This is a genomic window from Kitasatospora sp. NPDC057738 (assembly GCF_042798815.1).
Classification (GTDB): domain Bacteria; phylum Actinomycetota; class Actinomycetes; order Streptomycetales; family Streptomycetaceae; genus Kitasatospora; species Kitasatospora lactacystinica.
Map to the genome: position 1 here is coordinate 108,310 of NZ_JBHVJT010000011.1, position 19,543 is coordinate 127,852.

21 protein-coding genes are annotated in these 19,543 nt (G+C 74.3%); 12 read left to right on the plus strand and 9 right to left on the minus strand.

Annotation, left to right across the window (positions count from 1 at the left end):
• Window positions 1-251 precede the first annotated feature (251 nt).
• Entirely contained in the window at window positions 252-1,961 is a 1,710-nt protein-coding gene (locus ACFVGO_RS08590) for a cytochrome bc complex cytochrome b subunit (RefSeq protein WP_380631170.1), read from the plus strand.
• Here ACFVGO_RS08590 and ACFVGO_RS08595 read toward each other — a convergent pair.
• The 3 genes from ACFVGO_RS08595 to ACFVGO_RS08605 form a co-directional block, all read right to left on the minus strand.
• Window positions 1,927-2,322 carry a cytochrome c oxidase subunit 4 gene (locus ACFVGO_RS08595; protein WP_380631171.1) on the minus strand — a complete coding sequence of 132 codons (396 nt, stop codon included), beginning with the start codon at window positions 2,320-2,322 and terminating at the stop codon, window positions 1,927-1,929. The genes ACFVGO_RS08590 and ACFVGO_RS08595 overlap by 35 nt on opposite strands.
• Complete coding sequence (gene ctaD / locus ACFVGO_RS08600) at window positions 2,319-4,034, minus strand: cytochrome c oxidase subunit I (protein ID WP_380631172.1); 1,716 nt, start codon at window positions 4,032-4,034, stop codon at window positions 2,319-2,321. The genes ACFVGO_RS08595 and ctaD overlap by 4 nt, the downstream gene beginning before the upstream one ends.
• Before the next feature lie 177 nt (window positions 4,035-4,211).
• Entirely contained in the window at window positions 4,212-4,853 is a 642-nt protein-coding gene (locus ACFVGO_RS08605; protein ID WP_359903171.1) for an L-threonylcarbamoyladenylate synthase, read from the minus strand.
• A 230-nt stretch (window positions 4,854-5,083) separates the two neighbouring features.
• Here ACFVGO_RS08605 and ACFVGO_RS08610 point away from each other — a divergent pair, with 230 nt between their 5' ends.
• A complete protein-coding gene (locus ACFVGO_RS08610) occupies window positions 5,084-5,437 on the plus strand; it encodes a hypothetical protein (protein WP_380631173.1) in 354 nt (117 codons plus the stop codon).
• Between the two features lie 60 nt (window positions 5,438-5,497).
• Here ACFVGO_RS08610 and ACFVGO_RS08615 read toward each other — a convergent pair whose 3' ends face one another.
• Entirely contained in the window at window positions 5,498-5,653 is a 156-nt protein-coding gene (locus ACFVGO_RS08615; protein WP_359903176.1) for a DUF6131 family protein, read from the minus strand.
• 164 nt (window positions 5,654-5,817) lie between these two features.
• Complete coding sequence (locus ACFVGO_RS08620; protein WP_359903179.1) at window positions 5,818-7,338, minus strand: threonine/serine exporter family protein; 1,521 nt, start codon at window positions 7,336-7,338, stop codon at window positions 5,818-5,820.
• A 284-nt stretch (window positions 7,339-7,622) separates the two neighbouring features.
• Between ACFVGO_RS08620 and ACFVGO_RS08625 the strand changes: the two genes are divergently transcribed.
• Window positions 7,623-7,946 (plus strand): plasmid stabilization protein, encoded by a 324-nt coding sequence (locus ACFVGO_RS08625; protein WP_359903181.1) that lies wholly within the window; start codon window positions 7,623-7,625, stop codon window positions 7,944-7,946.
• A gap of 271 nt (window positions 7,947-8,217) precedes the next feature.
• On the opposite strand, the gene ACFVGO_RS08630 is transcribed toward ACFVGO_RS08625, so the two are convergent.
• Complete coding sequence (locus ACFVGO_RS08630) at window positions 8,218-8,880, minus strand: TetR/AcrR family transcriptional regulator (protein ID WP_380631174.1); 663 nt, start codon at window positions 8,878-8,880, stop codon at window positions 8,218-8,220.
• A gap of 178 nt (window positions 8,881-9,058) precedes the next feature.
• Between ACFVGO_RS08630 and ACFVGO_RS08635 the strand changes: the two genes are divergently transcribed.
• The 3 genes from ACFVGO_RS08635 (at window position 9,059) to ACFVGO_RS08645 (ending at window position 10,341) form a co-directional block, all read left to right on the plus strand.
• Complete coding sequence (locus ACFVGO_RS08635; RefSeq protein WP_380631175.1) at window positions 9,059-9,727, plus strand: SRPBCC family protein; 669 nt, start codon at window positions 9,059-9,061, stop codon at window positions 9,725-9,727.
• Between the two features lie 162 nt (window positions 9,728-9,889).
• Complete coding sequence (locus tag ACFVGO_RS08640) at window positions 9,890-10,063, plus strand: CsbD family protein (protein WP_359903189.1); 174 nt, start codon at window positions 9,890-9,892, stop codon at window positions 10,061-10,063.
• A 77-nt stretch (window positions 10,064-10,140) separates the two neighbouring features.
• On the plus strand, window positions 10,141-10,341 hold the full coding sequence (locus tag ACFVGO_RS08645) for a hypothetical protein (protein WP_359903192.1): 201 nt from the start codon (window positions 10,141-10,143) through the stop codon (window positions 10,339-10,341).
• A gap of 141 nt (window positions 10,342-10,482) precedes the next feature.
• On the opposite strand, the gene ACFVGO_RS08650 is transcribed toward ACFVGO_RS08645, so the two are convergent.
• On the minus strand, window positions 10,483-11,886 hold the full coding sequence (locus tag ACFVGO_RS08650) for an FAD-dependent monooxygenase (protein WP_380631193.1): 1,404 nt from the start codon (window positions 11,884-11,886) through the stop codon (window positions 10,483-10,485).
• An 84-nt stretch (window positions 11,887-11,970) separates the two neighbouring features.
• Here ACFVGO_RS08650 and ACFVGO_RS08655 point away from each other — a divergent pair, with 84 nt between their 5' ends.
• A complete protein-coding gene (locus ACFVGO_RS08655) occupies window positions 11,971-12,621 on the plus strand; it encodes a TetR/AcrR family transcriptional regulator C-terminal domain-containing protein (protein WP_380631176.1) in 651 nt (216 codons plus the stop codon).
• A gap of 190 nt (window positions 12,622-12,811) precedes the next feature.
• Here ACFVGO_RS08655 and ACFVGO_RS08660 read toward each other — a convergent pair whose 3' ends face one another.
• Window positions 12,812-14,812 carry a LamG-like jellyroll fold domain-containing protein gene (locus ACFVGO_RS08660; protein ID WP_380631177.1) on the minus strand — a complete coding sequence of 667 codons (2,001 nt, stop codon included), beginning with the start codon at window positions 14,810-14,812 and terminating at the stop codon, window positions 12,812-12,814.
• A gap of 329 nt (window positions 14,813-15,141) precedes the next feature.
• Between ACFVGO_RS08660 and ACFVGO_RS08665 the strand changes: the two genes are divergently transcribed.
• The 3 genes from ACFVGO_RS08665 to ACFVGO_RS08675 all read left to right on the plus strand — a co-directional run bounded on the left by ACFVGO_RS08665 (window position 15,142) and on the right by ACFVGO_RS08675 (window position 16,846).
• On the plus strand, window positions 15,142-15,906 hold the full coding sequence (locus tag ACFVGO_RS08665; RefSeq protein WP_359903290.1) for a GNAT family N-acetyltransferase: 765 nt from the start codon (window positions 15,142-15,144) through the stop codon (window positions 15,904-15,906).
• Between the two features lie 139 nt (window positions 15,907-16,045).
• Window positions 16,046-16,492 (plus strand): DUF6343 family protein, encoded by a 447-nt coding sequence (locus tag ACFVGO_RS08670; protein WP_359903201.1) that lies wholly within the window; start codon window positions 16,046-16,048, stop codon window positions 16,490-16,492.
• A gap of 129 nt (window positions 16,493-16,621) precedes the next feature.
• Window positions 16,622-16,846, plus strand: a complete 225-nt coding sequence (locus ACFVGO_RS08675) for a hypothetical protein (RefSeq protein WP_359903204.1) — start codon at window positions 16,622-16,624, stop codon at window positions 16,844-16,846.
• A 98-nt stretch (window positions 16,847-16,944) separates the two neighbouring features.
• Here the strand turns inward: ACFVGO_RS08675 and ACFVGO_RS08680 are convergent, their stop codons facing one another.
• Complete coding sequence (locus ACFVGO_RS08680) at window positions 16,945-17,181, minus strand: DUF6296 family protein (protein ID WP_359903206.1); 237 nt, start codon at window positions 17,179-17,181, stop codon at window positions 16,945-16,947.
• A 146-nt stretch (window positions 17,182-17,327) separates the two neighbouring features.
• Here ACFVGO_RS08680 and ACFVGO_RS08685 point away from each other — a divergent pair, with 146 nt between their 5' ends.
• A complete protein-coding gene (locus ACFVGO_RS08685; RefSeq protein WP_380631178.1) occupies window positions 17,328-18,491 on the plus strand; it encodes an AI-2E family transporter in 1,164 nt (387 codons plus the stop codon).
• 249 nt (window positions 18,492-18,740) lie between these two features.
• Window positions 18,741-19,475, plus strand: a complete 735-nt coding sequence (locus ACFVGO_RS08690) for a sigma 54 modulation/S30EA ribosomal C-terminal domain-containing protein (protein WP_359903212.1) — start codon at window positions 18,741-18,743, stop codon at window positions 19,473-19,475.
• Window positions 19,476-19,543: the final 68 nt, after the last annotated feature.

Here is a 19,543-nt window from a genome sequence, read left to right on the forward strand (position 1 = left end):
GGCCGCGCCGCGGCACACCGGACAGGCGCCGGGCAGGCGCCGGAAAGGGTCGCCGGCCCGCCCGGGCCCACCGCCACCGCCACCGCCACCGCCACCGCCACCGCCACCGCCACCGCCACCGGAGGCTCGTTCGATGCGGACGCCCGGGCACCCGATGCCCGTTCCGCCGTTGGAGTGTTCTGCCTCCGCCCGCCGCGACATCCGCGACGCTCGGCCGCCCCGTGCGCCGCGAGGCCCACTAGGTTCCTGCCGTGGACGAAACCAGGGCTTCGAACGGGCGCGAGCCGTCCGCCGGCGAGCGCGTCGTGACCCGCCTGGACGCACGGCTGCCGGTCACCGAGGCGGGCCGGGAGCTGCTGCGCAAGGTCTTCCCGGACCACTGGTCCTTCCTGCTCGGCGAACTCGCGCTGTACAGCTTCGTGGTGCTGCTGCTGACCGGCGTCTACCTGACGCTCTTCTTCCGACCGAGCATGAACGAGGTCGTCTACCGGGGCGCCTACCTGCCGCTCGACGGCGTACGGGTGTCCGAGGCGTACGCGTCCACCCTGCGGATCAGCTTCGAGGTGCGGGGCGGACTGATGATCCGTCAGATCCATCACTGGTCGGCGCTGCTGTTCGCCTCCGCGATCGGTGTGCACCTGCTGCGGGTGTTCTTCACCGGGGCGTTCCGCCGCCCGCGCGAGCTCAACTGGGTGATCGGGGTGACACTGTTCAACCTGGCGCTGTTGGAGGGGTTCTCCGGCTACTCGCTGCCGGACGACACCCTCTCCGGCACCGGCCTGCGGATCGCCGAGGGCGTCCTGCTGTCGGTGCCTCTGGTCGGCAGCTACCTCACCCTGTTCGCCTTCGGCGGCGAGTTCCCCGGCCACGAGGTCATCCCCCGGCTGTTCACCGTGCACGTCCTCCTGGTCCCGGGTCTGCTGCTGGCCCTGCTCGGGGCGCACCTGACGCTGGTGGTGGTGTTGAAGCACACCCACTGGGCCGCCCCCGGCCGCACCAACCGCAACGTGGTGGGGATGCCGTTCTTCCCCCAGTTCCTCACCCGCACGGTGGGCCTGATGTTCGCGGTGGGCGGCGTGATGGCGCTGTCGGCCTTCCTCGCCGAGGTCAACCCGATCTGGCGGTACGGCTCCTACCGCCCCGACGTGGTCGGCACGGGCGCGCAGCCGGACTGGTACATCGGCTTCATCGAGGGGGCGCTGCGCCTGATGCCGGCCACCGAGACCAGGCTGCTCGGGCACACCGTGTCGTGGAACGTGTTCCTGCCCGCTCTGGTGGTGCCCGGTCTGCTGTTCGCGGCGCTGTACGCCTACCCCTTCGTCGAACGGTGGCTCGACCCGGGGACCGGCGAGCACCACCTGTGCGACCGCCCGCGCAACCGGCCCACCCGCACCGCGCTGGGCACCGCCGGGATCACCGTCTACGCGGTGCTGCTGATCGCCGGCGGCAACGACGTCATCGCGTACGCCTTCGAGCTCTCCGTGAACGCGCTCACCGTGGTGCTGCGGACGGCCCTGGTGGTGCTGCCGCCGGTGGTCTTCGTGCTCACCCGGCGCCTCTGCCTGGCCCTGCAGGCCCGGGACCGCTCCCGGCTGCTGGACGGCGACGAGACCGGCCGGATCGACCAGTCGCACGACGGCGGCTTCTCCGGCCACCGCCGCCCGGTACCCGAGGCCGAGCGGTACGCGCTGCTGGCGCGCTCCGCGGCGGATCCGGTCACGGCCCTTCAGGGCGCGCCGCGGCACGAGCGGGTACGGGCCGCGGCGAGCTCCTGGTTCCACCGCGACCGGGTCGAACTCCCCTCCACCGAGCGGGAGTCGGAGCGGATGGCGGCCGTCCTCACCGCCCCGGCGCACCCCGCTCCCCCGGCCGTCCGGGCGCCCGCACCCGCCCCGGGCGGACCGCTCCGGCGGCTGCTGCGCCGGTTCAGCCCGCGTCGTGGTCGCGGTACTGGAAGATGAAGCCGGCGACGCCGAACGCGAGCACCAGGGCGCCGACGACGATCAGCCACCGGGCGAAGACCAGTCCCAGGGCGAAGACCGTCACACCGACCGCAGCGAGGACCGGAAAGCCGCTGCGGGCCGGGAAGAATCCCACCGGCCCGGCGGCCTCGGCGATCTCGGCCTCCTTGCGGTCCTGCGCCCGGCCGCCGCCCAGCCGCCGGTGCTGGACGAACCAGAACAGCGCGACCAGGCCGGACATCAGGAACGCCACCGCCAGGATCGCCTTGCCGGCCGGCTCCCGGGCCCAGAGGCCGTAGACCAGTCCGGTCACCGCGAAGAAGGCCGTCATGACGGCGAACAGCCATCCTTCCGCCTTCACCGCCCGCTCCCCCGCCCGCCTGAACGGCCCTGCGGCACACCGGCGTTGCCGCTCGACGACTTCTCCGTCGGCACCTCAGGATGGTGCAGGTCGAAGGCCGGCGACTCGGAGCGGATCCGGGGCAGCGCGTGGAAGTTGTGCGACGGCGGCGGGCAGGAGGTGGCCCACTCCAGCGACCGGCCCCAGCCCCACGGATCGTCCTCGGCGACCTTCTCGCCGTACCTGGTGGTCCGCCAGACGTTGTAGAAGAACGGCAGGTTGGAGATCCCGAGCAGGAACGAGCCGATCGAGGCGCAGACGTTCAGGGCCGTGAAGTCGTCCACCGCCAGGTAGCTCGCGTAGCGGCGCGGCATCCCCTGGGCGCCGAGCCAGTGCATCACCAGGAAGGTGGTCTGGAACCCCGTGAACAGGATCCAGAAGTGGACCTTGCCCAGCCGCTCGTCGAGCATCTTCCCGGTGAGCTTCGGCCACCAGAAGTAGAAGCCCGCGAAGGTGGCGAAGACGACCGTCCCGAACAGTACGTAGTGCAGGTGGGCCACCACGAAGTAGCTGTCGGTGACGTGGAAGTCGATCGGCGGCGCGGCCAGCAGCACCCCGCTCAGCCCGCCGAACAGGAAGGTCACCAGGAAGCCGATCGACCAGAGCATCGGGGTCTCGAAGGACAGCGAGCCGTTCCACATCGTGCCGACCCAGTTGAAGAACTTCACCCCGGTGGGCACCGCGATCAGGAAGGACATCATCGAGAAGAACGGCAGCAGCACCTGGCCGGTGGCGAACATGTGGTGGGCCCACACCGACATGGACAGCGCGGTGATGGCGATGGTCGCGCCGATCATGCCGTAGTAGCCGAACAGCGGCTTGCGGCTGAACACCGGGATGATCTCGCTGATGATGCCGAAGAACGGCACCGCGACGATGTACACCTCCGGGTGGCCGAAGAACCAGAACAGGTGCTGCCACAGCAGCGCCCCGCCGTTCGCCGCGTCGAAGGCGTGCGCGCCGAACTTGCGGTCCGCCTCCAGGCAGAGCAGTGCGGCGGTCAGCACCGGGAAGGCCAGCAGCACCATGACGGAGGTGAACAGCACGTTCCAGGTGAAGATCGGCATCCGGAACAGCGTCATGCCCGGCGCCCGCAGGCAGGTGATGGTGGTGATGAAGTTGACCGACCCGAGGATGGTGCCGAGGCCGGCCACCACCAGGCCGAGCGCCCACAGGTCCCCGCCCGCCCCGGGCGAGAACAGCGGCCCGTTCAGCGGCGCGTACGCGAACCAGCCGAACGAGGGCGCACCCCCGGTGGTGAGGAAGCCGCTCAGCACCATCAGCCCGCCCAGCAGGAAGGCCCAGTAGGTGAAGGCGTTCAGCCGGGGGAAGGCGACGTCCGGCGAGCCGATCTGCAGCGGCATGATCGCGTTGGCGAACCCGGCGAAGGTCGGGGTGGCGAACAGCAGCAGCATGATCGTGCCGTGCATGGTGAACAGCTGGTTGTACCGCTCGTTCGACAGCAGCCCGGTGTCCGGCCCCATCAGCTGGGCCCGCATCAGCAGCGCGAGCACGCCTCCTACCAGGAAGAAGCCGAAGGCCGTCGCCAGGTAGAGGTTCCCGATGACCTTGTGGTCCGTGGTGAACAGCCAGCGCAGCAGCGTGCTGCCCTGCCGGACCCGCGCCCGGGTGCGGTCCTGCGCCCGGGGCGGCGCGGTGGACGAAGCGCTCATGGAACCTCCGCAGCGGAGCCGGTGACGCCCCCGGTCGCGGCGCCGACCCCCTCCCCGGCCCGGCGGAGGGCCCGCCCTCGCACGCCATCGCCGACCCTAGCGGCGGCGGCCCCGGCCACCGGGGCGCCACGCGGTACGGCCCTTCGACCGGGCGCGGCGCCGTCCGGGGCTTCGGGCTCAGCGCTCCCGCAGGTCGGGGACCACCTCGCGCAGCCGCTCGGCGCCGAGCGCGCCCGCCCGCAGCAGGACCGGCACCTCGCCGGTGACGTCCACGATCGAGGAGGGCACGGCGGCCGCGGTCGGGCCCCCGTCGAGGTAGACGGCCACCGAGTCGCCGAGCATGCCCAGGGCGGCGTCGCAGTCCTGCGGCGAGTCGTGCCCGGTCAGGTTCGCGCTGGAGACGGCCAACGGCCCGGTGGCGTTGAGCAGTTCGATGGCGACCGGGTGCGCGGGCATCCGCACCGCGACCGTCCCGTTGGTCTCGCCGAGGTCCAGCTCGACCGACTCCAGGTGGCGGGCGACCACGGTCAGCCCGCCCGGCCAGAACTCCTTGACCAGCTGCCGGGCGCGCTCCGTCACCTCGACCAGCCCGTCCAGCGCCTCCGGGGAGCCGACCAGCACCGGCGAGGGCATGTTCCGGCCCCGGCCCTTGGCCCGCAGCAGGCGGTCGACCGCCTCCGGTGCGAAGGCGTCGGCGCCCACGCCGTACACGGTGTCCGTGGGCAGCACGACCAGCTCACCGCGGCGCACCGCGGCCACGGCCTCGCGCAGCCCGGCCGCGCGCTCGGACGGGTTCGAGCAGTCAAAACGACGAGTCATCAGGGGTCTCCACCAGCGGGCCGCCGGCCCGCACCGTTCCTCCGGCCCGGCCACCTCTCCGACCGGACACGTCCTGGTCAGCCTACCCGTCCCGGCCCCGCCGCCCGGCCGCGCCCGGGTCCGGCCGACGGCTCGGTCGCCTCCGCCGCTCGGGTGGCGCGGGGCGGTAGCGCCGTAGCGGGCCGTGGTCCCCGGGGGCGGGCCGTGGCGGGCGGACGTAGGTTGCGGACATGACCAGTGACGAGACCGTCCCGGGCGTGGGAGTGCGCCCGCTGGACGAGGTGTTCGCCGCGATCGACAAGGTCAACCGGCGCCCGCGGCCCTGGACCGGCTTCGAGCACGGCGTGCTCGGCGCCTACCGGTGGGCCGCCGGCGCCCAGGTCGCGGCCCCGGTCACCGCCGCGGCCACGGCCGCCGCGACGGCCGGCACCACCGGTCCGTGCCACGCCCAGCTGCTGGCCGAGTGCCAGGCCGCCGCCGTCCACCTCCACCGGGTCCGCGCCCAGGGGTCGGACCACAGCTACGTGCTCGGCGTCCACCGGGCCCTGGCCTGGCTCTGCGGACTGCACGAGGACCGCCCCTGAGCGGGGCGGTCCGGTGCGTCGGGCGGCCGGCGCACGGCACTGAGCAGGGGTCAGCCCGGGTCAGTAGTAGTGCCGGCGGCCGCCGACGGCGTGCCCGAGTGCCCCGGCGACCCACAGGACCAGACCGATCGCGACCAGCACGATGCCGATGGTCCACAGGATCGAGATGCCGGTGACGAAGCCGATGATGAGCAGGATGACACCGAGGACTATCACGAGGGTCTCCAAGGTTGACGGGTGGCGACGACGGGGGCGGCCTCGTCGGCCGGAACCGGCCTGGGCCTTCCCCGGGGAGCGGGCCGGTCCCGCCCGGCCCGGCTCCACACCCCACGCGTGTACCGCGCCGCCGCCCGGGCAAACAACCGGCCCGTCATTCCCTCTCAGCGCCGGTGGCGGCCGCGCCGGCGGCGGGGCGGCGCGGCCATCCGGGGCGCGGGCAGGAAGAGCCGGGCCAGCTCGCGGCCCAGGTTGACGCCGATGGCGAGGGCCATCGCCATCGCGCCGGCCCGCCCGATGCCGCTCAGCCCCACCTCGGGCTCGCCGCGCACGAAGGCGAGCATCCCGAAGTACAGCACCGAGCCGGGCAGCAGCGGCCCCAGCGCGGCGGTGATGTGCGGCAGCGCCGAGCTGCCCCGGCAGCGCGCCATGAGCTGGCCGGACAGTCCCACCAGCCCCGCCGCCAGGCCGGTGGCCAGGATCGGCTCGCCGCCCGCGTTCACCAGCACCCCGTACGTGGTCCAGCCGGCCGCGCTGTTCAGCAGAACCGCCGGCAGGGTGCCCGGCTCGGTGTTCAGCAGCACCGCGAACGCCAGGGTCAGGAGCACCGCGGCGGCGAGCTGCAACGGCGGGTTCACCGCGCCGGTCGGAACGTCCTGGGCGGCCAGGTCGGCGCCGTTGTTGACGCCGACGTAGAGCACCGTCATCACCCCGATCACCACCCCGGCCATCAGGTACAGCGCTTCGAGCAGCCGGGCGGCGGCGGTGAGGTAGAAACCCGCCAGGCCGTCCTGGGCCGCCGCCACCATGGGCCACCCCGGCAGCACCGCGTACAGCCCCCCGGTGATCACCACCGATCCGCGCAGGTGCAGCCCGTTGAACGACAGCAGGATGCCGATCACGGCGGCGGGCACCGCCGCCACCACGAACTGGTAGAAGGCCGGGAGGTCGTGGCGCGCCACCAGCGCCGAGAGCCGCTCGCCCGCCAGCGCGGCGACGACGGCGCTGGCGAACACCAGCCAGGCCCGGGCGTCGGCCCGGCCGCCGATCAGCAGGGTGGCGGCCCCGGCCATCCCCCCGCAGCAGAGCACGAACAGCCGGCCCGAGTAGCGGCGGCTGTGCCGGCGGGCCGCCACCAGCCGGCCGTGCGCCTCCCGGACGGCCATCCCGCCCACGGTGATCTCGATGACCAGCCGGAACACGGCCGCCAGCCGCGCGTAGTCGACCGCCGGGCGGCGGACCGAGCACTCGGCCGTCAGCGAGGGCTCCGACGGGCCGGGCTGGTACGAGATCGCCACCCGGGTGAAGGTGACCTGCGGGTCGCACGGCTGGAGCCGGTAGGCGTGCGCGACCGCGAGCATGGCCGCCTCGACGTCCTCCGCGGCCTCACCGCTGGCCAGCAGCAGCTCTCCGACCAGCAGCGCGAGCTCCAGCACCTGCGCCGGTTCGACACCCGCCGGCGGCTCCGCGCCGGCCTCCGGCCCGGGCTGCCGATCGGCCGTCGGGGTGCGCAGCAGCGGCAGCATCATGTCGGGCCATGGGGCCGCGGTGCCGTCGCCGTCCGGTCCGGACCGGGCGCTCGTCTCGCGCCGTCCGGGCGCGGGGGCCTGCGGCGGCACCCGTTCGGGCCGGGTGGGCCGCCCTTCCGGGCCGGCGGGCGCGCCGAGCTGCTCGTGTTCCGTCATCGCGACTCCCTGACCCCACCCCCTCCGTCAACAACGTGCAGCCGTTCAACTACCCGGAGTGACGCTGCGGCGAACGCGCCACACCCGGCACACCCGTACGGACCGGAGCACGACCCGCCGTACACGCCCCGTCGCCCCGCGCGTGCCGACCTCGGGGGCGGGGCCGACCGGCCGCCGGGCTCCCGGACGGGCCCGCACACCGCCCCGACCGGCGGATTCGCGGCGGCGTTCGCGGGTACACGCAGCGGCGCTACGACCCCGAGCGAGGAACGGGGGCTCCGGCCATGCCCCGAGGATCCAGCCCCGAGCGGGAGCGCCAGTACGAGCACATCAAGGACAGCGCGCTCGACCGGGGCGAGAGCGAGAAGCGGGCCGAGGAGATCGCCGCCCGGACGGTGAACAAGGAGCGCGCCAGGCACGGCGAGTCGAGGACCGCCAGCCGGAGTTCGACCCACGACATGTCCTCCGGCCGGCGCGGCGGACAGCGCTCGCACCGGGGCGCCCGGGGCCCGACCTACGACCAGCTGTACAACGAGGCCAGGCAGCGCGGCATCAAGGGCCGCTCCACGATGAACAAGAGCCGGCTGGCGCACGCGCTCGGCCGCTGAGCGGCATGCCACCCCAGGAGGTGCCCCGATGACCGTCCCGATGCCCCCGGATCCGGACACCCGGCCGACCCCCGGCCCCGACCCCGCGCCTCGGCCGGGCGAGCCCGATCCCGCGCCGCCGCCGATCCCGCCGTTCCCGCAGCCGGAGCCGCTCCCGGACCCCGACGCACCACCGCTTTCCCAGCCGCACGCCGGGCAGGACTGAGGCCGCGGCGCGGTAGCGCCGGTGCCGGTCGGGGCGGCAGTGGCGGGCGGTCAGAAGCGCGGGCGATCAGAAGCGCGGCGCCAGCAGGCCTTCCAGCTCGGCCTCGAAGAGCAGTGCGGGCCGGAAGCCCATGCCGGTGAAGTGCCCGGCGAGCTCCAGTGACAGCACGCCGTGCAGGCGGGTCCAGAAGGCCAGGAAGCGGTGCAGCACCTCGGGCGGGGCCGGCTGATCGCCCGCCCAGCCCCGATGGCCCAGCAGGTGGGTGGCGAACGGCGCCTGCGGCGTCTCCGGCCCGGCCGGGGCGAGCGCCGCACAGGCGTCGACCAGCGTCCGCATCACCTCGTCGGCGATGGCGGTGGTGTCCTCCGGTGCGCGGTAGCCGGGCACGGGGGCGCCGTAGATCAGGAAGTACCGCTGGGGGTCGGCCAGCGCCCACTCGCGCAGGACGTGGGCGAGCCCGGCCAGGTCGGCGCCCTCGGCGGCGGCCGCGCCGAGGGTGTCGGCGAGGCTCCGGTACGCGTCCCGGACGAGTTCGGTGATCAGCTCGTCGCGGCCGGCGAAGTAGCGGTAGAGCGCCGGGCCGCTCAGGCCCATCCGCTTGGCGATCGCGTTGACGGAGAGCGCCGAGGCGCCGGCCGTGGCGATCTGGTCCCAGGCGTGCGCCTTGATCTCCTCGCGCACCTGGGCCCGATAGCGCTCGCGCGGGGTGTCCGCGCCCGTCCCGGCCATGCTTCGCCCCGCTCCCCGAGTTGCCCGACTACATGTTCACGCTTTCGTTAGAAGGTATCACGGAACCTGTTGACCTCCCAGGACTCGGGGAGTTACAACTTCTAACGAAGGCGTGAGCATCTAGCTCGCGGCGACCGTCGTGCCGTTCCCGACGGCCGACCAGTGAATGGGGAGTTCCATGTCCGGCACCCGCACCACCCGCGTCCGCAGCACCCGCACCACCGGCATCCGCAGCGCCCTGCTGACCGTCCCGCTCGCCCTCGGCCTGCTCGGCGCCGTCGCAGCGCCGGCCGTCGCCGCGCCGGCCGGGGCCGCCACCGCCCACCGCCCCGGCTCCTCGCTCACCTGCCGCGGGGCGGGCGTCGACCCCGACGCCCGGGTCCGCTACCGGACCGGGACCGTGATCCACGCGCCGCTGCGGACCGTCTGGCGGCTCCAGACCGACGTGGAGCGCTGGCCCGACTGGCAGGCCCCGGTGCGGAGCGCCGAGCGCCTCGACGGCGGCCCGCTGCGCCCGGGTTCGGTGTTCCACTGGACCACCCCGCTGCCCCCGAACCCCGCCTCGACCGACCCCGTCCTGGAGATCACCTCCACCGTCCGGCAGCTGCGGCCCGGCTCCTGCATCCGCTGGACCGGCCCGGCGGTCGCGACCGGCCTGCGGATCGACGGCGTGCACGTGTGGAACTTCACCGAGGTGCCCGGCGGCGTCCTGGTGCGCACCGAGGAGACCCACACCGGCCCCCAGGTCGACGCCGACGTCCCCGCCGCCACCGACATCCTCCGCCAGGGCCTCGAAGGCTGGCTGCACGACCTGAAGACCGCCGCCGAGGCCGGCGCCGCCCGATAGCACCGCCGCGCCGGCGAACCGCCGGGCTTCCCCGCGCGGGATCGGGACCCGGAAGAGCCCGGCCGCGCACGGAAGTCCCCGGGCCGCGCATGGAAGCCCCCGACCGGGGCAGACGCCGCCCGGGGCGGACTTCGCCCCCGTCGACGAGAGGAGGAACCCGCTGTGGGTACCGAGAAGAAGCTGCACAACATGGCGGAGAAGGCGAGCGGCAAGGCCAAGGAAACCGCCGGGCGGGCCACCGGCGACCGCTCGACCGAGCTCAAGGGCAAGGCCGAGCAGGTGAAGAGCGACCTGAAGCAGGCCGCGGAGAAGGTCAAGGACGCGGGCAGGCATTGACCCGGCACCCGGCGGTCGCCCCGGGCGGCCACCGGGTGTCCGCCCATCCACCGCACCCCGCAGAGGAGTCGGATCCCGTGAACGACCAGCACGAACCCGTCCCCAGGGACTCCCCGGTCCCGGTCGAGACCCCCGAGTCCCGGATGGCCGGCGAAAGCGCGCCGCGGTCCGGGCACGAGCGGTCCGGGCACGAGGAGGAGAAGAGGCGTCGGCAGGGCGCCGAGTCCGAGACCACCGCGCCGGCCCACGACCCGGACCCGCACGAGCCGCCGGACTGAGCAACCGGGGTGCGCGGCCCGTACGGTGACCACCGGTCCGCCCGCTCCCGCTGCAGCGGCGGTCGTCCTCCGGTGGACCGAAGCCGGGCCGACCGACACCCGGCCGGACCGACGCCCGGCCAACGGGCTCCGGACGCCCGCTCAGGGGGCGAGCAGCCCCTGCCGGCCCGCGTACTCCCCGAGGCCGTCGGCCGTCGCGCCGGCCCAGCCGACGAAGCCGTCGGGCCGGACCAGGAAGACGCCGGTGCCGTACGCCGCGTAGGCCGGGATGCGGACCACCGGGGCGGTGACGGCGGGCAGCGGCGCGTCCGTGCCGACGGTGAGCAGCGTCCAGTGCGGCCCGCGGAAGGCGTCGAACAGCCGGACGCCGCCCCGCCGGCCGTCCGGGGCACGGTCACCGGCCCGCAGCGCGTCCGCCGGGAGGTTCCGGCGGGTCTCCACCGAGAGCGTGGACTCCCGGTAGCCGAGGCCGAGTTGCTGGGTCGCCCGGCCGCGGCGCTCCTCGCCGCGGTGGACCCGGGTGGACAGCTCCAGCATCGCCGCCGCGTTGCTGCGGCGCTCCTCCTGGTAGCTGTCGAGCAGTTCCTCCCCCGCTCGTCCGGCCAGCACCGCGGCCAGCTTCCAGCCCAGGTTGTAGGCGTCCTGGACGCTGGTGTTCAGGCCCTGCCCGCCGGCCGGCGAGTGGACGTGCCCGGCGTCGCCCGCGAGGAACACCCGGCCCGCGCGGAAGCGGTCCGCGAGTGCGGCGCGCGGGCGGAACTCGGAGATCCAGCGCAGTTCGGTGACCTGCGCGGCGGTCAGGTGGGAGCGGGCCGCGACCACCTCGCGCAGTCCGTCGAGGGTGAGGTCGACGGCCCTGCCCTCCGGGAACTGGGCGACCAGCTGGAAGTCCTCGGTGCCGCCGAGCGGGCAGATCGCCAGCAGCCCCTCGGCGGCCCGGAACACGTGCCAGTGCTCGCGGCCCAGGCCGTCGATCCGGACGTCCGCGACCAGCATCCGGTCCGGGTCGACGGTCTCGCCGGTCATCCCGATGCCGAGCAGCCGCCGCACCGTCGAGCGCCCGCCGTCCGCCGCGACGACGTACCGCGCCCGGACCGGGCCGCCGGCGGCGAACTCGGCGGTCACGCCCTCCTCGTCCTGCGTCAGGCCGACCAGCTCCCGGCCGAACGCGACCTCGCCGCCCAGCTCGCGCAGCCGCCCGTACAGCACCTGCTGGGTGCGCCACTGGGGCAGCATCAGCGCCTCGGTGTACGGCTCGGCCTCGGTGGGCTCGATCGGGTCGTACATCCGGTGCTCGCCCTGGGGTTCGCCGTCCTGCCAGATCAGGTTGGGCGGGTAGTGCCCCGCCACCGCGCGGACCCGGTCGAGCACGCCGAAGTCGTCGAACACCTCCAGGGTGCGCGGCTGGAGGCCCTTGCCGCGCGAGCCGGGGAAGAGTTCCGCGCCGCGCTCGACCACCAGCGCGGCGACGCCGTGCCGGGCGAGGTCCAGCGCCAGGGCGAGTCCGGTGGGCCCGGCACCGACGACCAGGACGTCCGTGTGCATGCCGCGAGAAGTCACGGCAACCTCCTTAACGTTGTTAAGTAGCCGTGCCGACAGCCTGCACTTAACGGCGTTAAACTGTCAACCGTGACCCCGCAGAGAACCCCCAAGCTCGACCGCGCCCAGGTCGTCGACACCGCGCTGAACCTGCTGAACGAGGCCGGCCTGGACGGCCTGACGCTGCGCGCCATCGCCACCCGGCTCGACGTCAAGGCACCCGCGCTGTACTGGCACTTCAAGGACAAGCAGGCGCTGCTCGACGAGATGGCGACCGAGATGATGCGCCGCATGACCGGCCGGGCGGGGGAAGGCCCGCCTGCGGGCGACTGGCGGGAGAGCTACCTGAGGACGATGCGCACCCTGCGCACCGAACTGCTGCGCTACCGCGACGGCGCGAAGGTCTACAGCGGCGCCCGGTTCACCGACACCAGCTACGCGGCCGGCCTGGACGCCTCGCTGCGCGTGCTGGTCGAGGCCGGCTTCACCCCGACGGCCGCCACCCGGGCCTGGCAGACCGCCTACAGCTTCACCATCGGCTACGTCATCGAGGAGCAGGCGATGGGCCCCAACCCCTTCGACGGCGCGGAGGGCTACGACGTGGACGCCCGCGCCGAACGCCTGGCCGCCCACCCCCTGGCCGCCGAGTCGGGCCGGGTGATGTTCCAGGACTTCGACGAGGGCTTCGAACAGGGCCTGGCGGCGATCCTCGCCGGGGTCGAGGCCACCCTGCTCGGCTGACGGCTCCGGCCCCGCCGTCACGCACCGGCGCCCGCCGCGCCGTACCGGGAGACGGCACCGCCGGGCCCGCACCGGGGCCCGGCGGTGTCCGTGCTTCGGAGGAGTTTCGACGTGGCGCGGTCGAGCGCGGTCGAACGCGGTCGAGTGCGATCGAACGCCGTCGAACGCGGTCGACCACCGTGGAGCGCGGTCAGGCGGTCATGAACTCGCCCGCCCGCAGCGCCCGCCGCACGATCCGAACATCCCCGACGTACCCGTGGAAGACCTTGTCCAGCACCCCCGCGTACGCGTACCCGCCCAGCATCCACGGCCGCCCCAGGGTGGTCAGCCCGACCGCGGGCGTCGCCGGGTTGCGCGCCACCTCGCAGCCGTCGACGTACATCCGGCTGAGCTTCCCGTCATTGACCACCGCGACGTGCCACCACCGGTCCAGCGGCAGCTGGTGGCCCCAACAGGTCGACGCCCCGGTCTGGTTGAGCGGGTAGACGCACCACTGGAGGGCCGGCGCCTCGGAGACGCTGAGCGTGGCGACCGGCTCGTCGGCGTCCGTCCCCGGCCCGCTCCTGCCCGCCTCACCGGCCGTCCCCCACCGGCTGAGCAGGGCGGACCAGCGACTCCGCGCGGAGTCCCAGTCGGCGGGCAGCTTGAAGAAGGCCTCGACGGTGAACCCGCGCTCGAAGGTCTCCCGGTTCAGCGGCGCGGTGGGCACGGTCTGCAGGTAGCCGCCGCGCACCGGCGAGCGGGTGCCCTTGAACAGCAGACTGCCGTGGCCGGGCTGGTCCGGGTGGTGCTCGGCGGACCAGCTGAGCGCGCCCTCGGGCGTGCCGGGGGCACCCTGCCAGAGCAGGTCGTTGCCCTGCCCGCTCAGGTCCTTGACGAACTGCTGCGGGGAGACGGCCGTGCCGTCCCCGCCGCCGCCGTCGAACCGCCAGTAGGCCACCGTGTCGCGCACCAGCAGCTCGCCCGCCCGGCGCGCCGGGCGCTGCGGGACGGGCGCGAAGCCGGCGAACCGGCGGTCGAAGTCGATCGCGAGCGAGAAGCGGTCCACGTCCGAGGTCAGCTCGACGTGCTGGGCCGCCAGCGCGTTGCGCTCCTCGGCCGCGATCTGCTGGATCCACGGCGAGAAGGTCGACACGTCGACGGTGTTGCGGTCGAGATCGAAGCGGTACGCCCGGATCATCGCCGCGCCGCCGTAGTAGCGGTCCTGGTAGTTGGTGATGTGGACGTGCACGTCGTGGCCGGCCTTGTTCTTCAGCACGGTGCGGCCGGGCGGCCAGTAGTGCCCGTTGACGGTCAGGAAGATCTGGTCGTTGCCGTCGACCAGCCGCTCCCAGAGCCGCTTCCCGTTGTCGGACAGCTCGGCGCGGCCGCTGTCGTCGGCGTACGCCAGGTCGTGGGTGGTCAGGATCACCGGGACCTTCGGGTTGGCCGCGATCACCCCGTTCGCCCAGGCGAAGCCCGCGTCGGAGAGCCGCCAGTCCAGCGAGAGCACCATCCAGTCGCGGCCGGCCGCCCGGAACACGTGGCAGGTGTTGTAACCGTCCGGGCTGGACCCGCGGTACCCGGCGGTGCGGGCGGCCCTGGCCTTGCTGAAGGTCTCCAGGTACGGGGTGCTGCCGCGCTGGTCGTCGGTCGAGGAACGGACGTCGTGGTTGCCGGCGAGCACCCCGTAGGCCGCGCCCGCGTCGTCCAGCAGGCCGAACACCTTGGTGACGGCGGCGAACTCGACGGCCAGGCCGTTCTCGGTGACGTCCCCGAGATGGGACAGGAAGACGATGTTGTCGTCCGTCCCGTCCTCCCGGTTGACCCCGCCGTCCAGCACGTAGCGGACCGAGGCCTCCAGCGGCGCCGGGTGGATCCGGTCCTGGTCGAACAGGTACTGGGTGTCCGGCATGACCACGACGGTGAACTGCCGGGCGTCCGGGTCCGGCTGCCAACGCCCCTTCCCCGCGGCCTTCTTCGGCTTCTTCCCGGCCCCGCCGGCCTGCTCGGCCCCACCGCCCTGCTCGGGCCCGGCCGCCTGCGCGGGCACCGCACCGAGCAGGCCGAGACCGGCGGTGCCGACCCCGGCGCCCACCAGACCGGCCCCGCGCAGGAATCGGCGCCGACTGGCCGCGGCCGTCCCCTCCCCGTCGAGGTCGGCGGTCCGCGGGCAGCCGCACTCGTGCTCGGTCGCCTGGATGTCGTGCATGTTCGCTCCCGGAAGTGGTGTGGGCCCCGACGGTAGGCACCGGGAGCAGTCGTGGATCATCGGCCGGGCCACGCCCCGTTGAACAGCGGCCGAATCCACCGGGCGCCGGCGCCGCGATGATCCCGCGCGGGCACCAGCGCGACCGCAGCCCGGCGCTCGGCCGGGCCCCGCAGCCCGCCGGCCCCGGGGCCGGGTGTCGCCCGAAGGCCGGGAGCGAAAACCTTTGCAGCACCCTTATTCACTCGGCGGTCCCGCTTGTGGGTGAGATCGTGCCGGACATGAACGAGACAGGACATACCGCGTCCGACGATTCCGACCTGTTGGCCAGGATGGAGCAGAACCTGGCCGAACACGCCTGCCACCTGCACCGCCGCACGAAGCACTCGACCGTCACCGAGACGGCCGATCTCGTGATCGCCGACAGCGGGCTCGACGACGACACCTTCAACATCGTGGCGGCCGCGCGTTTCACCGACGACACCGCTCGCGACCGGGTGACGGAGACGGTCCGCACACTGACCGCGACCGGCCGGCCCTTCTCCTGGTGGGTCGGCCCCGCCACCGCACCCCCGGACATCGCCGCGCTGTTGACCGACGTCGGCCTCAAGGCCTCCGAGACCGAGACCGGCATGTGGATGGATCTGCGCACCGCCCCGCCGGAGCCCCACGCCGACGGCCTGGAGATCCGTCCCGTGACGACTCCCGAACGACTCGCCGACTACGCGATGGTCCTGGCCGCGAACTGGGACCCGCCGGCCGCCACCGTCCGCCGCTTCTACGCCGATGCGACCGAGCGGGCCCTGGCCCCCGACTGCCCGGCGCGCTACCTCATCGGCTACGCGGACGGACGACCGGTCTGCTCGGCCGAGGTCTTTCTCTTCGCGGGTGTCGCCGGGATCTACAACATCGCGACCCTCGCCCCCGACCGCCGCCGCGGGTACGGCGGAGCCATCACCCTGGCCACCCTGCGCACGGCCCACGACGCGGGCTACCGCACCGCGGTCCTGCAGGCGTCATCGGACGGGGAACCGGTCTACCGCCGTCTCGGATTCCAGGCCTGCGGCCGGTTCACCGAGTACGCAGTCACCCCCTGAGACCTCCGGCCGGGCCGACGGCCGGCGGTCCGGCTGCGGCTCGACCAGCGCGGGTGGGCACCCGCCGACGTGTACCGGCGCCGGGCGCGGGTAGGCGCACCGACGGAACACCACCGATCGACTCCGTTCGGGGGTCGTCATGTCCGTACAACGCAGACCGAGCGTGCAGCACGGCGGCGGGGCCCGTCGCCGGAGCGGCGAGCGCCACGACTTCCCGCACACCTCGCAGGGCCCCGGCCGGACGACGCCGCAGCTGCGGCCCGAGGAATCGGTGCGCCGGGGCACCGAGCCGGTGACCGCCCGTTCGGACCTGGAGCTGCGGCGGCTGCTGTCCCGGGTCTTCCTGGTCCTGTTCGTCGGCGGGACGGTGGCCTTCGCCGTGCTGGCCGCGCTGGCCGGCCCGGGCCCCGCGCCCAACCGGGGGACCTACGCCTTCTTCGCCGCCCTGTGCGCCGGGTTCGCCGCCCTCGCCGGACTCGACCTGCTGGTGATCCGGCGCCGCCTGGCCGCCGGCCAGGGCCGCGACCGGACCGGTGCCCCGGGGCGCCCGGGCGCCGAGCGTCGGGGCTCCGACCGCCGGGAGTGAGCCGGTGCCCGCGCCGGGCCTGACCACCACCGGCCCACAACCATCCCACCGGGTCTGGCCCGGTGGCCGTTCGGCAGAGCCCGGGTTTGCATGGACTCACCGAGCCCCCAGCGATCCGGAGGTAGCGCCGTGTACGAGATGTGGGCCGAGCACGACCCGGCGGTCTCCCCGCCCGCCGTGGTGTGGCACGTGGTGGCGAAGGACGACGCGTCGTCCTCTCTCTGCGGGCGGTTCCTGGAGCCCTCCCAGCGCGTCGTCCCGGCAGCGGACGGTGCCGGTGCGGCCGGGCCGGACCGGTACTGCGACCCCTGCCTGGTCACCGTGCGCGAGGCCTTGGCCGCCACCACGCGGTGACCGTCCGTCGCGACGCCCGCCCGCGTCGCCTCCGCTCCTCCATCGCCTTCGTTGCGGCACGCATCGCCTTCGTTGCGGCACGCGTCCCGGCCGCGTGCTCAGGGCAGCGGCACCGCCATCAGGCACGGGTGCCGGCTGCCGGCTCCGGGAGAATCCAGGACAGTGGCCACCCCGCTGGCGATCTCCACCCGCAGGTCGCCGTCCGCACTCTCCCAGACCAGGCCGCCGTCGGGCCCCACGATCTGCGTCTCGTGCACGACGACCGAGCACAGTGGGGCGTGCCCGCCGATCGGGCCGGGGAGCGTCACCGCGTAACGGCGCGTGAGGCTTCTCATGTCTGCCTCCTTCTCCCCCCACCCTGCGTCATCGATTCTCCCCACATCCGACCGCTTGTACACGGAGGACCACTGTCCTCCCGAGGGAGACCAGTGCCGCTTCGCGCCTGCCCCGGCCCCGCGCGTTTACACCCGGCAGATCGCCCGTGGGAGTGAACGGCGCCGAACCGGACCGGCGGCCCGGGCCGCTGGGCAGCCGCCGTCCCCGGGTGCCGGCCCGCCGGACCCGCGCGGGGGCGCCGGCCCGGGGCCCGTCCCCGTCCGGGGAACACGTCCCCTCCGGCCTGCGGACGGCGGCCGGGTACACCTGGCGGCTGGCGCTGCTCGGACTCTTCGCCTACCTGGTCGTCGACGTCCTCGCCAGGCTCCAGCTGGTGGTCGTCGCCCTGTTCGTGGCCCTGGTCATCACCTCCGTGCTGCGCCCGCTGGTCGACCTGCTGGCCCGGCGCACGCCGCGCTCGCTCGCCGTCGTGATCGCCTTCCTCTGCACCCTCGTGCTCGTCGGCGGGGTGCTGGCGCTGGTCGGCACGACCGTCGCCGACGAGTGGACCCGGCTGGGCAACGAGCTGCGCGGCGGGCTCTCCCGGATCGACCGCTGGCTCACCGGCGCCCCCTTCCACCTGCGCCCCGGCACCGTCACCGACCTGCGGGCCAAGATCGGCGCGTTCGTCTCGGCCCACCGCTCCGCCCTGGTCAGCACCGCGCTCAGCGGCGCCGGCCGGATCGTCGAGCTGGTCACGGGGCTGGCGCTCGCGGTCTTCTGCTCGGTGTTCTTCCTGCACTCCGGCGACCGGATGTGGTCCTGGGCGCAGCGGCAGATGCCGGCCCGGAGCCGGTCGGCCTGGGACCGTGCCGGTCGTACCGCCTGGCGCACCTTCGCGGGCTACACCCGGGGCGTGCTGATCGTGGCGGCCTCCAACGCCGTGCTGGTGGGCATCGCGCTGGCGGTCCTGCGGGTGCCGCTGGTCATGCCGCTGATGCTGCTGGAGTTCGTGGCGACGCTCGTCCCGCTGATCGGCTCCCCGATCGCCCTGGCGATCGCCTCCGTGGTCGCGCTCGCCGCCCGCGGGCCGGTGATCGCCCTGCTGGTGCTCGCCCTGATCGTGGTCATCGGCCAGATCGAGGGCCACCTGCTGCATCCGCTGGTGCTCGGCTGGTCCGTCCGCATCCACCCGGTGGCCATCGCCGTGTCGGTGGCCGGCGGCACCGTGCTGGCGGGAATCCTGGGCGCGGTGGTGGCCGTGCCGGTGGTGTCGGTCGCCTGGGCGGTGCTCGGCGAGCTGCGCTCCCGCGGCGCACCCGGCGGCTAGGACGTGTCCGACCATTCGCGTCGGATCAGGGCGCGGCGTCGGCGCGGCGGGTGAGTGCCCGGTGCTCCGCAACGGGGCCGCCCCCACTCCCCGCCTGGCCCCGCCACTCCCCGCCCCCGACGGCCCGCCCCGGGACCGCGGCTGGTCCGCCCGGCCCTCGCGGTGGGGCCGTTGGGCCCTGGCCGCGCGGAACGGGGGCGGGAATCCTGGTCGCCGGTATTGCGCCGGCTGGGAGTGGAAGGGCCTGGGATGGGCGAGTTGGTCACGGTGAGGGCGTTCGAGGGGCTGACCTGCGAGGTCCTGGCCGAGGCGCGGGCCCGGGTGGGCGCCGCGGCGGCGGCTCCGGGAGTGGGGACGCTGGTGGAGGCCCTGCGGGTACGGCTCGCGGCCGTGGCCGGGGGCGTGCTGGCGCAGGTGAACGCCGAGGTGGACGGCCGGCGGATCCGCGTCCAGGAGGCCGCGGCCGGGCTCGGCGACTCGCTCGACCGGGTGAGCGACGCGCTGCGCGGCAGGATCAGGGCCGTCACCGGGGCCTGGGCGCCGCGCCCGTGGCCGGGCCACCGCGCCGCGGCCCCCACCGGGCCGGCCGGCGGCGAGCTCCGCGAGCTCCGGGTGGTCCGGCACAAGGAGCCCTCGCTGGTCTGGTGCTCGCCGGAGGCCGCTGCCCGGACCATGGACGCGATGGACTACGACATCCACCTGTTCACCGATCCGGCGACCGAGACCGACGCCGTGGTCTACCGGGTCGGACCGACCGGCTACCGCCTCGCCCGTACCGTCCCGGCCGGACCGGCGGGCCGCCGGACCTCGCCGATCACCCTCAGTCCGTACGGCGCGCCCCGGCTGACGCAGGCGCAGGCCGTCGACCGGCTGGCGGGCGCGGAGCTGCCGTTCCTGTTCTTCGCGCACCCGGTCACCGGTCGGGGCCGGGTGCTCTACCGTCGCTTCGACGGTCGGCTCGGCCTGATCGCCGGGCACGTCTGAGGGGCCCGGACCGGAGCCCGGGGGCCGCTCCTGCCGATCGGCCCGGAACCGGGGGGGGGGGGGGGGCA